Here is a 16294-nt window from a genome sequence, read left to right on the forward strand (position 1 = left end):
GGCCGGCTCCATTGATGGACGCAGGCCGGCCGCGAGGGCCGAGACGGCGTCACTTGAACTTGGCTTTGACTTGGGGAGCGGAGCGATCGGAACTGGAAGCCCAATCGAAGCTGGCGGAAGAGGCCTCTAAGAGGCCGAGCACATACCGAGCCAGAACATCATCGAGCGCGGGCGTACGATCTGCGAATGCGACGAAATCATGCAAATCCTCCCGGTTCGATTGAATGAGGTGCGCTTTATAGATGTGCCATTGGTGATTTGCAACGGGGCTCGCGCGAGATCACGCACGAGTGTTGCAAATTAGTGCGCGTCGCCGCTGGCGCCGAACGGCGAGGCCGGCCTCTTCAGCAGCGTGACCGTGAGGGTGAGGCCGAGATAGAACAGCGTCAGGATGAAGAAAGCATCGCCGAAGCTCATCACCACGGCCTGGCGATGCACGATCTGGCTCAGCTGCTTCATCGCCATCAGCGTGGAGTCGCCGAGTCCCTGAAACTTCTGCATGAACATGGTCAGGGTTTCGGTCGCGGTCGCATTGCCCCAGGTCACACGCTCCTGCAGGCGGGTGATGTGCAGGTCCGTGCGGTCGTTGAGCACGGTATTGATGACCGCGAGCCCGACCGCGCCGCCGAGGTTGCGCATCAGGTTGAACAGGCCCGAGGCATTCTTCACCCGGTCCGGCGCCAGCGTGCCGAGCGCGATGTTGTTGGTCGGCACCATCGCGAACATCATGCCGATGCCGCGCAGGATCTGCGGCACGAGCAGCTCGTAGAAATCGTAGTCGCGCGTGATCCAGGTCATCTGGTAGGAGCCGATCGCGAACACGACGAGGCCGAACGCGATCATATAGCGCATGTCGTACTTCGCCATGAGACGGCCGACCAGCGGCGCGACCAGGAACATGGTGATGCCCGAGACGAACATGGTCTCGCCGATCATCAGCGCGCTGTAGCCGCGCACCTCGGCAAGATAGCGCGGATAGATATAGGTCAGGCCATAGAGGCCGATGCCGATGCAGAACTGAAGTACGCAGCCGATTGCGAAATTGCGGTTCGAGAACGTACGCAGATTGACGATCGGCTCGGCCGCCGTGAACACGCGCCAGAAGAAGGCGATCGCCGAGATGCCGCAGACCGCGGCGCAGATCGCGACCGAGGGGTCCTGCAGCCATTCGTATTGCGGGCCTTCCTCCAGCACGTATTCCAGCGTGCCGAGGAAGCCGGCCATGAACAGCAGGCCCCACCAGTCGAAGCGGTCGAGCAATTCGAAATGCGGCTCGTCGAAATCGACCAGCGCCAGCACGCCCAGGGTGATGCCGATGCCGGGCACGATGTTGATGAAGAACAGCCAGTTCCACGACATCAGGTCGGTGATGTAGCCGCCGACGGTCGGCCCAATGGTCGGGGCCAGCGTCGCGACCAAGCCGATGATGGGACCGACGATGTGGAATTTGGAGCGCGGGAAGACGGTGTAGGCCGATGCGAACACCGTCGGGATCATGCCGGCGCCGAGGAAACCTTGCAGCGCGCGCCAGAGGATCATCTCCTCGATGGTGGTGGCGAAGCCGCAGAGCAGGCTCGAGGCGGTGAAGCCGGCGGCAGAAATCGCGAACAACAGCCGCGTGCCGAAGGCGCGCGACAAAAACCCCGACAGCGGGATCGCGATCACTTCGGCGATCAGATAGGCGGTCTGGACCCAGGAGACCTCACTGGAGCTTGCCGACAGGCCGGCCTGGATCTCGCTCAGGGACGCCGAGACGATCTGGATGTCCAGGATCGACATGAACATCCCGAACACCATGATGATGAAAGCGAACAGCCGCTTCGGCGCGATGCGCTCCGAAGCGGGGTCCGCCATCATGGCAGGTGAAGCGGTGGTGGCGTTCGCCATGGCCTGACCTCGAAGCGCCGGCGCGCTACTGCGGATGGACCGTGGTGGGATCGTCGAGATCGATTTCGCTGTCGGCGTCGACCGCGCCCTTGTTGGTGTCGACGGTCGCATAGACCGACATGCCGGCGCGGAGCAGGTTTTGCCTCGCGACCGACTTCGGCACCCGGATGCGGACCGGCACGCGCTGCACGATCTTGGTGAAGTTGCCGGTGGCGTTGTCAGGCGGGAGCAGCGTGAACACCGAGCCCGAACCCGCCGCGATGCTGTCGACGACGCCGGAGAACTTGCGCATGCCGTAGGCATCGACCTTGATCGTCACCGGCTGGCCGGGACGGATGCGCTTGAGCTGGGTTTCCTTGAAATTGGCGTCGATATAGACGTTGTCGAGCGGCACGACGTTGCCGAGCCGCTGGCCGACCGCGACGAAGTCGCCGGCACTGACGAGGCGATTCGAGAACGTGCCGTCGACCGGCGCGCGCACCGCAGTGAAGCTGAGATCACGCTCGGCCTTGGCGAGCGTGGTCTTGAGCTCGGCGAGTTGCGCCTGCGCTTCGGCTTGCTGCGCCTTGGCGACGTCGACATTGCTGACCGCGACATCATAGGCAGCCTGCGCGGCCTTGACCGCGGCGGCGCCCTGGTCACGTCCGGCTTCCGAAGTTTCGAAGGTGGCGCGTGAGGCAAAGCCCTTGCTGTTCAGCGCCTGCTGGCGCTCGTAATCAAGGTCGGCGCGCTTGAGGCCGGCTTCGGCGGACACGAACTGCGCCTTGGCCTGTGCAACCTGGCTGTCGAGCGCCGCAACCTGGCGGCCGATGCGATCGATGGTGGCCTGCTGGGTCGCGATCCTGGTCGCGGCGGCATCGACTGCGATCTTGTAGTCGCCGTCGTCGATGCGGAAGACGATGTCGCCGGCACGCACCGTGGCGTTGTCGCCAGCAAGGATCGAGGAGATGTGACCGGCAACGCGCGCGCCCAGCATGGTATTGTTGGCGCGGACATAGGCGTCGTCAGTGGCGACGTAGAAGCGCCCGATCAGCGTGTAATAGCCGGCATAGCTCGCGGCCGCGAGCGCCAGCACCAGGCCTACTCCCATCATCACGAATTTGCGCTTGCCCGACTTCGGAGCGGCGGCGGCAGCGGTCGCCTGTGGGGCTGCGGCCGGCTTGTCGGTCACGGGTTTCTCCGGCGCATCGCTGGTGCGGCGCTTGGTTTCCTCGGTCACATGAGAGCGCAACTGCTCGGCGAGAACTGCGGACGTCTCGGTGGCGGCATCACCGCCCGCGGGCGCCGGCGTCTCCACCGTGTCCTGGCGAAGAACGCGCGCAGACTGGTCTCTCAATACGGCCATAAAGGCTTCCCCAAAAGCGCGATGAGGGACGGCCGCCGTGCGGCCGGTTCCTTTCGCCTATCTCAAATATCATTGACCGAACGGTTCGGTCAATATAGATAATATTCCCGGGCAGACCCTACTGGCCCGAATCCTTTATTTCGGTTTCATGGCTCTGGACCGATCCAAAAACCTTCCGAGACCCTAAACCAATGGTTGTAACCGGCCGCGAACAACTACACGTCGTCCAAGAAGAGGACAGCTCCAAGCGGCGCCAGATCCTGGACGGGGCGCGTAAGGTGTTCATGGATCTCGGTTTCGACGGTGCCAGCATGGGCGAGATCGCCCGCGCGGCGCAGGTCTCCAAGGGCACGCTTTACGTCTACTTCGCCGACAAATCCGCGCTGTTCGAAGCCATCCTCGAGCAGGAGGCGCTGCAGCACGGCCAGGTCGTGTTCAATTTCGATCCCGCCCGCGACGCCGAGACCACGCTGAAGGATTTCGGCCAGGCCTACATCCATCTGCTGTGCCGGCCCGGCGGCGGGTCCGCAATCCGCACCGTGATGGCGATCGCCGAACGCATGCCCGATGTCGGCCGCCGCTATTATGCGCGGGTGCTGGACAAGACCATCAACCGCCTCTCCGACTATCTCAAAGCCCATGTCGTCACTGGCGATCTCGATATCGACGATTGCGACCTTGCGGCGTCGCAGTTCATGGAGCTGTGCAAGGCCTCGCTCTTCCTGCCCTTCGTCTTCCAGGCCGCACCCGCACCGTCGGAAGAGCGCATGACCGAAGTCGTCGACAGCGCGACGCGGATGTTCCTGGCGGCTTATCGGGCGAAGTAGCGGCAAGCCGGGCATGCGTTGCAGGCCGTTCCGGCGGTCCTATATTGGGGCTCATGTCCCGTGATCTTCGGCCGCCGGTCGATATCCTCCATTACGAGATCGTTCAGGAACAAGCCTCCGCGCTTGGACGGATGGGCCACACGCTCGAACAGGCGCTAGCGCGCTTGCGCGAGTTCGACGCCGCCCATGCCCTCCCCGAGGTGCCGGCCTCGATGCAACCGGCCAGGCGCAAGCTGGTGATGGAAGCCGGCCACGCGCTCTGGATGTTCGTGGTGCAGCGTGAGGCATCGGGCTTGCGCGACAGCCGCCAGATCATGCGGACCTACAATGTCCCGGCCGAGGTGCAGCACTGCATGGGCTTGGTCCCAGCACGGTCGAAGTCGGCCTGAAAATGATTTTCTACGGCACCGGGCGGTAGGCGTGCACTCATTGAGCGGCCGACCGCCTGATGTCCGGTTTAACGCCAACACCGGCCGAAGAGCGGATGGCCTCCGAGGTCGCAGATGGGCCAAGAGGCGACATACGTCATCCTGCTTGCTGCGATGTTCGCCGCTCGATCTTGCTCAATCCTTTGCCTTTTCAAGTGCATGCCGCATGACCTTTTGATCATCGCTGGTCATCTGTGTCGGCCCGAGGTTGAATGTCAGCTTGTCGATCTTCCCGGTGAATTGGAATGGCAGCTTGTAGCTGTCATCCACCCCTGTGCGGCTATCGACGCCGATGTCGAAGGATTCGTCGATGGCCATCAAGAACCCAATAGAGTGCGGGATCGACCGGCGGGCGTACTCCTTGCCGTCCACCGAGAGCACCCCGGTGCCGCCCTTGGCTGGTCCGGGCCCATCATATTTGAAATCGAACACGATGGTGTGCTTACCCGGCTTGAGCGCGGAACCCAACCAGTCGCGCGCGCCCACGCCGCCTTCCCAGCGGTATCGTTTCAAATCCAGCATGTTGTAGACAAACACCGGCTTGCCCTTCAGCAAATAGAGGCCATAGCCGCTGAACCTCCCGCCGAGAGTGACGATCATTCCCTCCGCGCCGCCCGCCGGGACCGTTATCTCGGCGGTGATCTTGTAGTCCTTGTTCATAATGCTCGGCGCATTTTCAGCGGGAATGCCGGGGTTCGCTCCCGTGTAGGTGAAAGCAGTTCGCCCGGCGGTCGCGGTTGGCCGCGGGGTGACGAGGCGCGGCAAGACGGAGTTGTCGAGCGGCAAGACCTGGTACTTTGCCGCCTCAGCCAAGAACAATTCCTTCAGCTCTCGCAGCTTGTCAGGATTCTTGGTTGCGACGTCGTTGCTTTGCGAGAAGTCCTCGGCGATGTTGTAGAGTTCCCACTTATATTCGTTGATTTCAGGCATCTTGGCCGTGCCCATAAGCCAGGGTGCTTCGGGCGGCGTCGTGCACGCATACCAGCCATCGTGGTAGATGCCGCGGTTGGCGAACATCTCGAAATACTGTGTGTCGCGTTTTGACGGTGCGTTGGCATTGGTCTGATCAAATGTGTAAGCCATGCTCACACCCTCAATCGACTTTTGCGCGATGCCGTTGACCGTCGCTGGCGCCTGAATGCCGGTGGCTTCAAGGATGGTCGGCACGATATCGATGATGTGGTGGAACTGACTGCGAATGCCGCCAACGTCTTTGATGTGGCCGGGCCACGACATAACCATGCCTTGCCGCGTCCCACCGAAGTGCGATGCCACCTGCTTGGTCCACTTGAACGGCGTATCGAAGGCCCACGACCACGCCACCGACATATGCGGGTAGGTTTTGTCGGAGCCCCAATTCTCGTAATGCAGCATCAGCTCGGCTTCCGGCAGTTTCAGAACGCCGTTGTAGGCGGTCATCTGGTTCGGGGTGCCCTCAAGCGTGCCTTCGGCGCTGGTGCCATTGTCGCCGCTGATATAGATGATCAGCGTGTTATCTAGTTTGCCCATGTCCTTAACCGACTGCACGACGCGGCCGATCTCATAGTCGGTGTAGGCTGCGTAGGCGGCAAACACCTCCGCCTCCCGCGCGTAGAGTTTCTTTTGGATCAATGAGAGCGAGTCCCACTTCGGCAGGGTATCAGGCCAGGGAGTGAGCTGGGTGTTCGCCGGGATCACCCCGAGCCGCTTCTGGTTGGCAAAAATCTGCTCGCGCAGCTTCTCCCAGCCCATGTCGAACTTGCCCTTGAACTTGTCGATCCATTCCTTCTTCGGCTGATGCGGCGAGTGCGTGCCGCCGGGCACGTAATAAAGGAAGAACGGCTTGTCGGGTGCGGCCGCGTTCAGGCTGTTCATGTAGTTGATGGCTTCATCCGCCATATCGGTAGTGAGGTTGTAGCCGGACTTGCCGATCCACGGAAAAATCTGGGTGGTGTTTTTATAGAGATAAGGTGTCCACTGGTCGGTCTCGCCGCCCATGAATCCATAGAAGTATTGAAATCCCATTCCGACCGGCCATTGGTCGAACGGCCCGGCCGCGCTGTACAGATAGGTCGGGGTATTATGATTCTTGCCGAACCACGAGGTCGCAAATCCATTGTCCCTGAGGATCGTCCCGATCGTTGCGCTCTCGGGGCCGATAACGGAATCATAGCCCGGATAGCCGGTCGACAGTTCACCGATCACGCCAAATCCGACCGAATGGTGGTTGCGGCCGGTGATCAGCGCGGCCCTCGATGGCGAGCAAAGCGCCGTCGAGTGAAATTGGGTATAGCGCAAACCCGTTTCCGCGATGCGATCCATGTTCGGTGTCGGGATGACGCCACCGAAGGTGCCGGACACGCCATAACCCTGGTCGTCGGTCATGATCAGCAGCACGTTTGGCGCGCCCTTGGGCGGCACCACGGATGGCGGCCAATACGGCTTAGAGTCTTTCGCATCCTCCTTTATCTCTCCGCCGAACTTCGGAGGCTCAGGTGGAAGCTGCTTGCCGTCGAGTGTCATCGTGGCGCTGGGCGAACCCGGGGTGCCCGTGATTTGCTGGGCCAACGCGTTCGGCGCAAGCGATAGACACAGAAGAACGCTCGTTGATGATAAGAAGCTCGCAATTTTAATCACGACGTGCTCCTCGAACGGCCGGGTTCCCGAGTTTACCGTTTAAGGCTCCTTCACTTCGCGGACTATGCATTTTCGGCAGCACGTGTGAATATTCGAAGGTGTTTAGCGGGGCACTCATGTCCGCTCGGGGTCACAAGCCGCGGATCATGCTCAAGGCGGGAGACGTCCGTTTTACGTCGGTAGGCTGACCTTCATGAGTACACGCCTAGTCGGTAACCTGCCTCCTCAGCGCGGCGAGATCGTTGACGACACCTTGGTCGCGCCAGTGGAGATGATGCCGTCGTCCTGGAGGCGGCTGAGGATCAGGCTGATCGACTGGCGCGTCGCGCCGATCATGCGCGCCAATATCACAAACCTGCGCATCAATTGCACCGGTCCTCGACCGGCAGCCAAATCGCTCGCCCCCGCAGCAACTTCGGCTACAGGCTTGTCAACAAATCGCCGCTCAACGCCGGTTCTGCCCATCCGATCGGACCCGCCAACCTTCTCGATCGCGTCCGCAAAACGCGTTCAACGAACCTCGCACACACACCGCCAGCGACGAATCCCCATAGCACCTGACGTGCCACCTCGCCCGACGTCCCGCGGTTTCCTCCTTTGGAGGTTTTCGTACGCCGGCCCCAGAGCGCGTGGCGCTATTATCGTGGGCCGGCATCCGAAAACCTTCACAATAGGTGACATTCGAGATGTAAGAGGCCGTCGACGTCAGCAAGCGAATAGCCTTGCTTCTTATTGCTCCCGAACCCCTCCCTTCCTCAGCCCATCGAGAATGTCGTCGATCTCTCGGCGAAACTGCGGGTTGGTTGACATTGAGTAAACAAGATCACGGTACCAATGGATCGTGAAGTCTGGTCGCAGCTTGTTCAATTCAGTCAAGCTCCGCTGTGCCTGTTCCAATTGCCCCGTGGCTCCATAAGCCGAAGTCAGATCTACATAAGCGTACATGTGCGAGTTGTTCAGATTGACCGAGCGCCCGCATTCCTCGATGGCTTCTCCATATTGGTGCAGGTGCAAGTGTGCATGACAGAGCCAGAAGCGCCATTGGAAAGCAAAAGGATCTCTGGGACTGAGACGGAGAGCCAACTGGACCGGCGAGAAGGCTTCGCGCGCGCGCCCGGAGGCGACGAGTGCAATTGCTTTAGCTGCGTAGGCAGCTGGATTATTTGGATCAATTTCGAGCGCCGTATCGTATTCAGCCAATGCCTCCTCAGGACGTCCAAATAGAAGAATGGTTCCCTTGGTCGTATGAGCACTCGCGCTTGCCGAGCTTTTGGACAGAACTCTTTCGATGAGGCCGATCGCTTGCTTTTTGTCTTCAACAACGGATGTAGACCATCGGTTGTTCACACCAGCCGCTAGACACCGCGCTTTGCCAATCATGGCTTCGACGTTGTCCGGATCGAGGCGCAGCGCGTCATCGAATAGGTCCTTTGCCTGACCATTTTGGATCTTCGACTGCGGCCCGTAGAGCTTTGCCCAGCCGCGCATCGTGAAGTCCGTAGCGTCTGGATTTCTCGATCGGTCTACTTCGCTGCGACGGCTTTCGGCCTGGATCAGTTCAATGTTAAGCGAGCGAGCCGCGCTGTGATCTGGTCCTGCAAGGCGGCGAGGTTCGTACGATCGCCGTCGAAACGATCGGACCAGACGTCCCGACCGCTCGCGATATCCGTAAGTGATACGTTGACCCGAACCTGATCCCCGTTGCGCCGCACCGCGCCCTGGACCGCCCACCGGATGCCAAGGTCCTTGCCGAGCGTCCTGAAGTCGATCTGCTTGTTCTTGTATGTAAACGCCGTTCCGCGTCCGATAACGAACGCGCCGGGCATTTGCGCGAGGTCGGTCGTTAGGTCGGTTGTGATGCCGTCGGCGAAATAGTCCTGCTCCAGATCGTTGCTGACGTTTGCGAACGGCAGAATGACAAGTGACAAGCGGGGAGCAATGTCGGGCCGGGCCATAGCCTCCCTCTGCGTCTGTTGCTTGTCCGGAAACACGTCGGTCCGGAGCGTCTTCCACACAGTCCAATAGCCGACGAGGCCACCCGCGATCGCACCGATAGCCGCGATCGAAGCGAGCGCCCCGCCGATTAATTGCATTCGCACCCGGAAGCGACCCTTAAAGTTGCGAGTCGATACCGGTTGGTCCGGAGGCTCGTCATCAGATGGCGTTTTGTTCAGTGGGTCACTATCGGATGCCGGTTTATTCGGTCGGTCACTGGAGACTTCTGAGTCTGTCACCATTGCCTCCCCGCAGGGGCCAAACGCCCGGATGCTTGAACCTACCAGAGTTTTATGGCTTTGCGTTGGTCAGGGTTGCTGACTAGGTTCACGGCCCTTACAAGTTGTTGCGGTTGTGTTGAATGGACGGCCGGTTCGGGTCAAAAGCGTCGCTTTGGTGCTCGGACGAAAACTACCGGTCTTCCCTATGACCCGACATTTGGCGCTGGCGCGCTAACGGAAGCGATGGGCCAAACTCAGACCTGAGTTAGACACTCGTGCCGAATGAATTAGTCAACACGACCGACCTTAAATTAATCAATAACCGCCACTCTTGCACGATCGATTGTGCAAGCTTTCCCACATAGCTTAGGTGTACGTTGCGGACGGAATCCTAGAGGTGGTTCTGGTTCTGCATATTTTGACGGAGCAATGTAAGCTGTTGACGAAAGCGACGATTTTCTTCAGTCCGCAAGGGGAAACTCATCCATGGTCCAGCAGAGCGCAATTTCCCGTCGCCGATTTGTCCAAACAACCGCCGCGAGTTCGCTGGCGCTCGCGGGAATAGGTCGGATCGGTCCCGCCGCGGCTCAATCGCGACAGCCGAACATCGTCTTCATCCTGGCGGATGACCTCGGCTACGCTGACGTAAGCTGCTATGGTCAGCGGGACTATACGACGCCGAACATAGACCGGTTGGCTGCCGAGGGGTTGAAATTCACACAGGCATACTCCAATTCGCCTGATTGCTCTTCGACGCGCACGGGGCTGATCACTGGGCGCTATCAGGCTCGCTTGCCGCTTGGGCTCGAAGAGCCACTTTCTCCTTTAAGCCCGAAAGGGATTGGCTTGGCGCCGAGCCATCCCACCTTACCATCACTGCTGAAGAAGGTGGGATATGGCACGACTCTAGTCGGAAAATGGCATCTTGGTGATCTGCCGGATTTCAGTCCGCTGAAAAGCGGCTATGACCAGTTTTTTGGGATACTCGGGTGCTGTGCCGATTATTTCAATCATGGGGCGGAGGCCTCGCAAACGTACATATTGCCGTTCCCCGGACTTGCGCATCAACTCTACGAGCAGGAGGTACCGGTTGAGCGTCACGGTTACATGACAAACCTCCTCGGCGATCGAGCGGTGCAGACTCTTGAAGGCTACGCCAAATCGAAGGAGCCGTTCCTGCTAAGTCTGCATTTCACGGCGCCGCATTGGCCATGGGAGGGGCCGGACGACGAGGCTGAGTCAAAGCGGATCAGGAACATTATTGACCGCGACGGGGGCTCCCAGAAGACATACGCGGCGATGGTGCAAAGTCTAGATGCCAATATCGGTCGGGTACTACACGCGCTTGACGCGAGCGGTCTCGCCAGCAACACCATTGTCATATTCACCAGTGACAACGGCGGCGAACGATTCTCCGATGTGTGGCCGTTCATCGGCATGAAACATGAGCTCCTCGAAGGTGGCATTCGCATTCCAGCGATCGTTCGCTGGTCCGGACGGATCGCGCCTGGAGCGGTGTCCGAACAGGTCACGATTACGATGGACTGGATGCCGACCTTGCTGGCTGCCGCCGGCACGTCGCCGGACGCGGCATATCCATCCGATGGTGAGGACCTCGGACAGATCTTGGCCGGCGGTGCGGGATCGCATCCCCGGAAGTTGTGCTGGCGCTATAAAGCGGGATCGCAGCGCGCCATCCGCGACGGCGATCGGAAATATCTGCGGATAGGGGGAAACGAATTTCTCTTCGATGTCGTGCGAGACCCGCGGGAGCGAGCGAACCTCATGGACCGGGAGAAAGACGTATTCGAACGGCTGAAAAGCGAATGGGCGGTTTGGGACGCTTCGATGCTGCCAGAACGGTCGCGACCGGCGTCTTATGTCCACCCGGGTAACTTCCTGGCTGACCACTACGGCGTCACCAACCCGCCGCCGGCGACCGCGACAATCAATGCTCCCACGAAGTGACTGTTGAGTTGGAAAAGACCTACCGCATTTGCCACTGTCGTCCGAGGCGCTTCTCGTCGGTGTCGGCCTAGAACACTGATGTCTGCTTTGGGTTAAAGGACTAAGCCGCTCGCGCGGTAGGGCGCCGCGGCCGGCGGCACAGCAAACAGGATAGCGCTGTGGGGTGTCCTGTCTTGAAGATGAGGAGTTGGCAAACCTCACTCAAGACAGGAGCATCCCCATGACCGACGAGGCAATGAGCCCGTTGCGCCGGCGCATTATCGAAGACATGACGATCCGGACGTTATCGCCGAAGACCCAGCAAGGCTACATCCGCACGATCAAGAACTCGGCAGCTTTCCTTTGCCGGTCGCCGGACAAGGCGAGCTTCGAGGACGTCCGACGCTTTCAGCTGCATGTGGCCCAGAGCGGCGTCGGCACGGGAGCCCTCAATGCGACCGTGGCGGCGTTGCGTTTCTTCTTCAGGGTCACGCTTAAGCGATCCGCCATCAGGCTTGTCAACAAATCGCCGCTCAACGCCGGTTCTGCCCATCCGATCAAACCCGCCAACCTTCTCGATCGCGTCCGCAAAATGCGTTCAACGAACCTCGCACGCACACCGCCAGCGACGAAATCCCCATAGCACCTGACGTGCCACCTCGCCCGACGTCCCGCGGTTTCCTCCTTTGGAGGTTTTCGCACGCCGGCCCCAGAGCGCGTGGCGCCATCAGGGCCGGCATCCGAAAACCTTCACAACAGCGGTCATTCGATCACTTCGTCCGCACAGCGCAGGGGAGGCTTATTCGGGCAGCCCCGCCTTCCGAAGGCCCTCAATAAACAGCTTTGAGCTTTTGGGGACCCTGGCGATATGCGCCGATATTGTAAACGCGGGATCGATCTCAAGCACACGCGCCGCCGCGGCGTGCGCCTCAGCGTCGCGTCCGAGATGGCCGAAGGCAGACGCGAGTCCGCGGCAAGCTGGCATAAAGGAAGGATTCTGACGAAGGGCTTTCTTCAATACAATGATCGCCTCGTCAAAGCGGCGAAGCCCCATAAGAGCATGCCCAATACCCAGAAACGTCATGTGTAGCAGTGGGTCTACCGGGCTCATGCGAATAGCGGACTGCCTCTTCGGGCAGTCCCGCCATTATATAGACCCAGCCTCTATTGTTCCAAGTGCGCCATGAATTTGGGTTGAGCGCGACCGCCCGGTCAGCCATTTCGATTTCGGCTTCACTATCTCCGACCGTCCCCGCCGAGATTACGGCAACCCTTGACAACGTGTCCGGATCACCATCATCGAGCCTCAATGCCAAACGAGCAAGCCGAACTGCTTCCTTGGCGTCGAACTCGGGATCGTTGGCATAGCCTAAAGCGACGTTGCTCGCGTGACAGTCACCTGCGAGAGCCGCTGCAGAGCTGAACCTCGGGTCTATCTCCAAAGCGCGATGAGCCAGCTTAATCGCCTCGGCTAAACTCTCGCGGGTCGTCAGGTAATACTGTTGCAAGGATCGGAGAAAAAAATCATATGCGGTGAGGTTCTCTGGTCCCCGCCGCGTCGCATTTGAATCTCTGTTTGAAGCATCTTTGGCTGAACAGCCGAGACAACGGCGAGCGCAACTTCGTCCTGGAGAGCGAAAATGTCCGTCAGATCACGCTCGAATCTGTCCGCCCATAGATGCGCGCCTGTCACCGCATCAATCAATTGCCCTGTGATGCGAACTTTCCCCGATGCTTTGCGCACAGCTCCCTCAAGCACATAGCGCACGCCGAGCCTGCGTCGGACCTCCTCGATATCGACAGCTTTGCCTTTGAAGGTGAAACTTGAGTGACGTGCGATAACGAACAGAGACTTAAAGCGGGACAGCGCAGTGATGATTTCTTCCACCATGCCGTCGGCGAAATATTCCTGCTCGCCATCGCCGCTCATGTTCTCAAACGGCAGCACAGCGATAGACGGTTTGTCGGGGAGCGCAAGATCGGCTTTTTGAAGTTCTACCTGATTGTCGGCAACTGCTGCGCCTGCCGGTTCCTTCACTTCCCGGACTGCTCCGACGAAACGGTAGCCCTTGCGCGGTAGTGTTTTTATGAAGCGCTGTTCCTCGCCGGAATCGCCGATTGCAGTCCGGGCGGCATTCAGGCGGGTTGTCAGCGCCGCGTCGGATACACTGCGCCCATTCCAAATGACTTTGATGATGTCGTCCTTGCTGACAACTCGCTCCCTGTTGCGGATCAGGTAATCGATTAGGTCAAATACCTGGGGCGCGACGGAGATGAGGTCTGCCCCGCGATGCAGCTCGCGCCGGTCGGTATCGAATGCGTATTCCTCGAAAAGATAGCGCAAGGTGCCAATCCCGTTAGGCGGTCTCCGGTCATCGGGGGCCTAGCAACGTTTGGGACACAAAGAATACGCTGCCGGTAAGGAAAATGTAAGCAGCACGTCAAGCGTGCCCGCCGAGGACTTGGCAGCTTGTCTGGGTGAAAACTACGCATTCAGGGCTGCTGCAATGAGCACGATTGATCGTACGGCGGGCTTAGCTCAGACGACCGGATCCCAGCGGCGCGATTCCAGCGCCCTCAAGAATTTGTGGGGGGCATTTCAAGAATGGCGAAAATGGGAGCGGCTGCGACGCGATCTTTCCAACCTAAGTGATCGGGAGCTGATGGATATCGGGATTGCGCGTGGCGAGATCGACTACGTCGCCTCAAACCGAGATACCGACCCGCGAGGCATCTGATCCGGCGGGTGAGCGAGCCGCTTAGGGTCACACGCCGCCCATCATGCTCAAGGCGGGAGACTTCCGTTTTGCGCCGGTAAGCTAACCTTTATGAGTACACGCCTAATCGGCAACCTGCCTCCTCAGCGCGGCGAGATCGTTGACGACCATCTTGGTCGGGCCGGTCGAGATGATGCCGTCGTCCTGGAGGCGACTGAGGATCAGGCTGATCGACTGGCGCGTGGCGCCGATCATGCGCGCCAGATTGGCCTGCGTGATGCGGCCGAGCGAGATCGGGCCGCTCTCGTCCTGGGCCGCGTTCTCGCACAGCTTGACCAGGAGCAGGACCAACCGTTCCGCCGCCTTCTGTCCCGCCAGCGTCTGCGCCAGCATCGAATAGGTCTCGCCCTTGAAGCCGAGGCACTCGATCAGCGCGACCGCGAATGACGGCGACTGCGCGATCAACCGGCGGACCGCATCCTGATCGAGATGCAGTGCTTCGACCCGCCCAAGCGCGCGGGCCGACCAGCTGTGGCGATGCTCGCCGAGGATATAGGGCGCGCCGACGAAGTCACCTGCCTCCCAGGTCGACAGCATCAGTTCGCGCCCTTGCGTGCCGGCATGGGTGCTTTCGACGATCCCGTTCAGGATGATGTGGATGCCATTCGCGGACTCGCCCTCCCGCAGCAGATATTCGCGGTTCTGGTAGGTCGCGAGCCTGCCGGTTCGCATCACCAGGTCCAGATCGGGCTTGTCCAACGCCTTCAGCACATAACGTCCGGTCCCGGGCCGTGGCAGCTCGGCGCGCGGCTCACCTGGATCGGCCACCTCATGCGCATCGCTGCGCTCCACGATCAGTCTCCCTTCGAGTGACGGCTCGAAGGCTAGGAGGTCTCCGCTCCGATTGCAACGCGGCGCAGATGGTCGGGCCCGGCTGAAGCCTCCACGAAAGCGCACGCCAGATCGGTGAGCAGGCGCTCCCGGCCGGCCGGTGCCAGGAACGTGACGCCATAGGGCACGCCGGCTGCGGTGACGGCGTTCGGAACGGCGATGGCGGCCAGGCCCAGCGGGTTGGCGTAATTGGTGTAATAGCCGTTGTTGAAGTTGGCCGTCAGCGGATCGCGCGCGACGTCGTCGATGCTCAGCACGGTGCCGACCGTCGGCACGACCAGCGCATCGTGATCTTGCCAGAAATCGCGCAACGATCGCTGGACCTCCTTGACCTTGTAGACCGCACGATAGGCGTCGGCTGCCGTGAACTTCCGGCTGCCGATGACGAGGTCGCGCACGATCTTCACCCCCGCGTCCGGGCTGGCGTCGAGGAACGCGCCGACCGAGACGTCCCGCTCGGCGAGGAAAGGTCCGAAAAACATCAGGTCGTTGACCGAAATGAATGGCGAGAAATCGATCGATGCGACCGACAGATCGAGCTGCCGCAGCTTGCGGAGCCCATCGCCGAACAGCGCCTCCGTCTCCGAATTGCCGAAGAACCTGAGCTGATCCGGACGCGGCGTTGCGATGTTGAGCGGCCGCGCTGGGGATGCCTGCTCCGTCCATCCGGCGAAATCTACCGGTGAAAAGCAGTCCTCGGCATCGCGCCGCGCCAACACGCGATAGACGTCGTGGCCATCGCGGGGATCGCGCGTGTAGAGCGAAATGGTATCAAAACTTCGGCACGCATAGACCATGCCGCGCTGACTGAAGGCGCCGGGCGCCGGCTTGAAGCCGGTAACGCCACAATATGACGCCGGGACCCTGCCCGATCCGCCGGTATCGGTGCCGAAGGCAAAGGACGAGGTGCCTGTCGCGACCGATACCGCGGCGCCCGAGCTGGAGCCGCCGGGGATGTAGTCGGGGTTATGCGGGTTGCGGGCGATGCCATAGGGCGAGCGCACGCCGACCAGGCCGGTCGCGAACTGATCCATATTGGTTTTGCCGAGATAGATCGCGCCGGCGGCGATGGCGTCGGCGACAACCGGGCTCGTGTCTTTCGCGGTGTAGGCGAATTCCGGGCAGGCCGAGGTGGTCTGCTCGCCGGCCACATCGATACAATCCTTGACCGAGAACACGAGGCCGTAGAGCGGCAGTTGGCCGATCTCGCCTATGCGAGCATCGAGCGCGCGCGCCTTTGCCATGACGCTTTCGGGATTTGCCGTCGAGATCCAGACGCCGCTCTGGTCGGCGTCGTCGAGGCGCGAAAGCACATGCGCGGCGACATCGGACGGCTTGAGCTCACCGCTGCGATAGGCGGCACGGAGGTGGCGAGGTGCGAGATTCATGTCGGTCACGTGCTTGCAGGAATTGGCAATGC

General features: G+C 60.6%; 16 protein-coding genes. 5 read left to right on the plus strand and 11 right to left on the minus strand.

Annotated features, from left to right (window positions below; translation table 11 throughout):
* Nucleotides 1–300 precede the first annotated feature (300 nt).
* The gene (locus ABIB06_RS14915; RefSeq protein ID WP_354049273.1) at nt 301–1887 is read right to left on the minus strand and encodes a DHA2 family efflux MFS transporter permease subunit; all 1587 of its coding nucleotides are present in this window, start codon (nt 1885–1887) and stop codon (nt 301–303) included.
* A 25-nt stretch (nt 1888–1912) separates the two neighbouring features.
* Nucleotides 1913–3232: an HlyD family secretion protein gene (locus tag ABIB06_RS14920; protein ID WP_354049271.1), complete on the minus strand. Its 1320-nt coding sequence runs from the start codon at nt 3230–3232 to the stop codon at nt 1913–1915.
* Nucleotides 3233–3423: 191 nt separating this feature from the next.
* On the opposite strand from ABIB06_RS14920, the gene ABIB06_RS14925 reads away from it, so the two are divergent.
* The gene (locus tag ABIB06_RS14925) at nt 3424–4059 is read left to right on the plus strand and encodes a TetR/AcrR family transcriptional regulator (RefSeq protein ID WP_247442591.1); all 636 of its coding nucleotides are present in this window, start codon (nt 3424–3426) and stop codon (nt 4057–4059) included.
* Nucleotides 4060–4112: 53 nt separating this feature from the next.
* Nucleotides 4113–4448: a DUF6665 family protein gene (locus tag ABIB06_RS14930; protein ID WP_354049269.1), complete on the plus strand. Its 336-nt coding sequence runs from the start codon at nt 4113–4115 to the stop codon at nt 4446–4448.
* 174 nt (nt 4449–4622) lie between these two features.
* Here the strand turns inward: ABIB06_RS14930 and ABIB06_RS14935 are convergent, their stop codons facing one another.
* From ABIB06_RS14935 to ABIB06_RS14950, 4 genes are all read right to left on the minus strand, one after another.
* Nucleotides 4623–7094 carry an arylsulfatase gene (locus tag ABIB06_RS14935; RefSeq protein WP_354049388.1) on the minus strand — a complete coding sequence of 824 codons (2472 nt, stop codon included), beginning with the start codon at nt 7092–7094 and terminating at the stop codon, nt 4623–4625.
* Nucleotides 7095–7328: 234 nt separating this feature from the next.
* Nucleotides 7329–7466: a helix-turn-helix domain-containing protein gene (locus ABIB06_RS14940; protein ID WP_354049267.1), complete on the minus strand. Its 138-nt coding sequence runs from the start codon at nt 7464–7466 to the stop codon at nt 7329–7331.
* Nucleotides 7467–7832: 366 nt separating this feature from the next.
* Complete coding sequence (locus tag ABIB06_RS14945) at nt 7833–8591, minus strand: tetratricopeptide repeat protein (protein WP_354049265.1); 759 nt, start codon at nt 8589–8591, stop codon at nt 7833–7835.
* Nucleotides 8592–8656: 65 nt separating this feature from the next.
* Nucleotides 8657–9337: a hypothetical protein gene (locus ABIB06_RS14950; RefSeq protein WP_354049263.1), complete on the minus strand. Its 681-nt coding sequence runs from the start codon at nt 9335–9337 to the stop codon at nt 8657–8659.
* 468 nt (nt 9338–9805) lie between these two features.
* Between ABIB06_RS14950 and ABIB06_RS14955 the strand changes: the two genes are divergently transcribed.
* Together ABIB06_RS14955 and ABIB06_RS14960 are read left to right on the plus strand one after the other, a co-directional pair.
* On the plus strand, nt 9806–11287 hold the full coding sequence (locus tag ABIB06_RS14955; protein ID WP_354049261.1) for a sulfatase family protein: 1482 nt from the start codon (nt 9806–9808) through the stop codon (nt 11285–11287).
* A 220-nt stretch (nt 11288–11507) separates the two neighbouring features.
* Nucleotides 11508–11909, plus strand: a complete 402-nt coding sequence (locus ABIB06_RS14960) for a phage integrase N-terminal SAM-like domain-containing protein (RefSeq protein WP_354049259.1) — start codon at nt 11508–11510, stop codon at nt 11907–11909.
* A gap of 156 nt (nt 11910–12065) precedes the next feature.
* On the opposite strand, the gene ABIB06_RS14965 is transcribed toward ABIB06_RS14960, so the two are convergent.
* The 3 genes from ABIB06_RS14965 to ABIB06_RS14975 all read right to left on the minus strand — a co-directional run bounded on the left by ABIB06_RS14965 (nt 12066) and on the right by ABIB06_RS14975 (nt 13610).
* A complete protein-coding gene (locus tag ABIB06_RS14965; RefSeq protein ID WP_354049257.1) occupies nt 12066–12350 on the minus strand; it encodes a tetratricopeptide repeat protein in 285 nt (94 codons plus the stop codon).
* Nucleotides 12301–12486: a tetratricopeptide repeat protein gene (locus tag ABIB06_RS14970; RefSeq protein WP_354049387.1), complete on the minus strand. Its 186-nt coding sequence runs from the start codon at nt 12484–12486 to the stop codon at nt 12301–12303. Before ABIB06_RS14970 ends, ABIB06_RS14965 begins: the two co-directional genes overlap by 50 nt.
* A gap of 269 nt (nt 12487–12755) precedes the next feature.
* Nucleotides 12756–13610 carry a winged helix-turn-helix domain-containing protein gene (locus ABIB06_RS14975; RefSeq protein WP_354068904.1) on the minus strand — a complete coding sequence of 285 codons (855 nt, stop codon included), beginning with the start codon at nt 13608–13610 and terminating at the stop codon, nt 12756–12758.
* Between the two features lie 163 nt (nt 13611–13773).
* Between ABIB06_RS14975 and ABIB06_RS14980 the strand changes: the two genes are divergently transcribed.
* Nucleotides 13774–14004 (plus strand): DUF1127 domain-containing protein, encoded by a 231-nt coding sequence (locus ABIB06_RS14980; protein WP_354049253.1) that lies wholly within the window; start codon nt 13774–13776, stop codon nt 14002–14004.
* 102 nt (nt 14005–14106) lie between these two features.
* Here the strand turns inward: ABIB06_RS14980 and ABIB06_RS14985 are convergent, their stop codons facing one another.
* Together ABIB06_RS14985 and ABIB06_RS14990 are read right to left on the minus strand one after the other, a co-directional pair.
* Nucleotides 14107–14835 carry a Crp/Fnr family transcriptional regulator gene (locus ABIB06_RS14985; RefSeq protein WP_354049251.1) on the minus strand — a complete coding sequence of 243 codons (729 nt, stop codon included), beginning with the start codon at nt 14833–14835 and terminating at the stop codon, nt 14107–14109.
* Nucleotides 14836–14867: 32 nt separating this feature from the next.
* Nucleotides 14868–16262: an amidase family protein gene (locus ABIB06_RS14990; RefSeq protein WP_354049249.1), complete on the minus strand. Its 1395-nt coding sequence runs from the start codon at nt 16260–16262 to the stop codon at nt 14868–14870.
* Nucleotides 16263–16294 lie beyond the last annotated feature (32 nt).

The organism is Bradyrhizobium sp. LB8.2, from assembly GCF_040548035.1.
Taxonomy (GTDB): Bacteria; Pseudomonadota; Alphaproteobacteria; order Rhizobiales; family Xanthobacteraceae; genus Bradyrhizobium.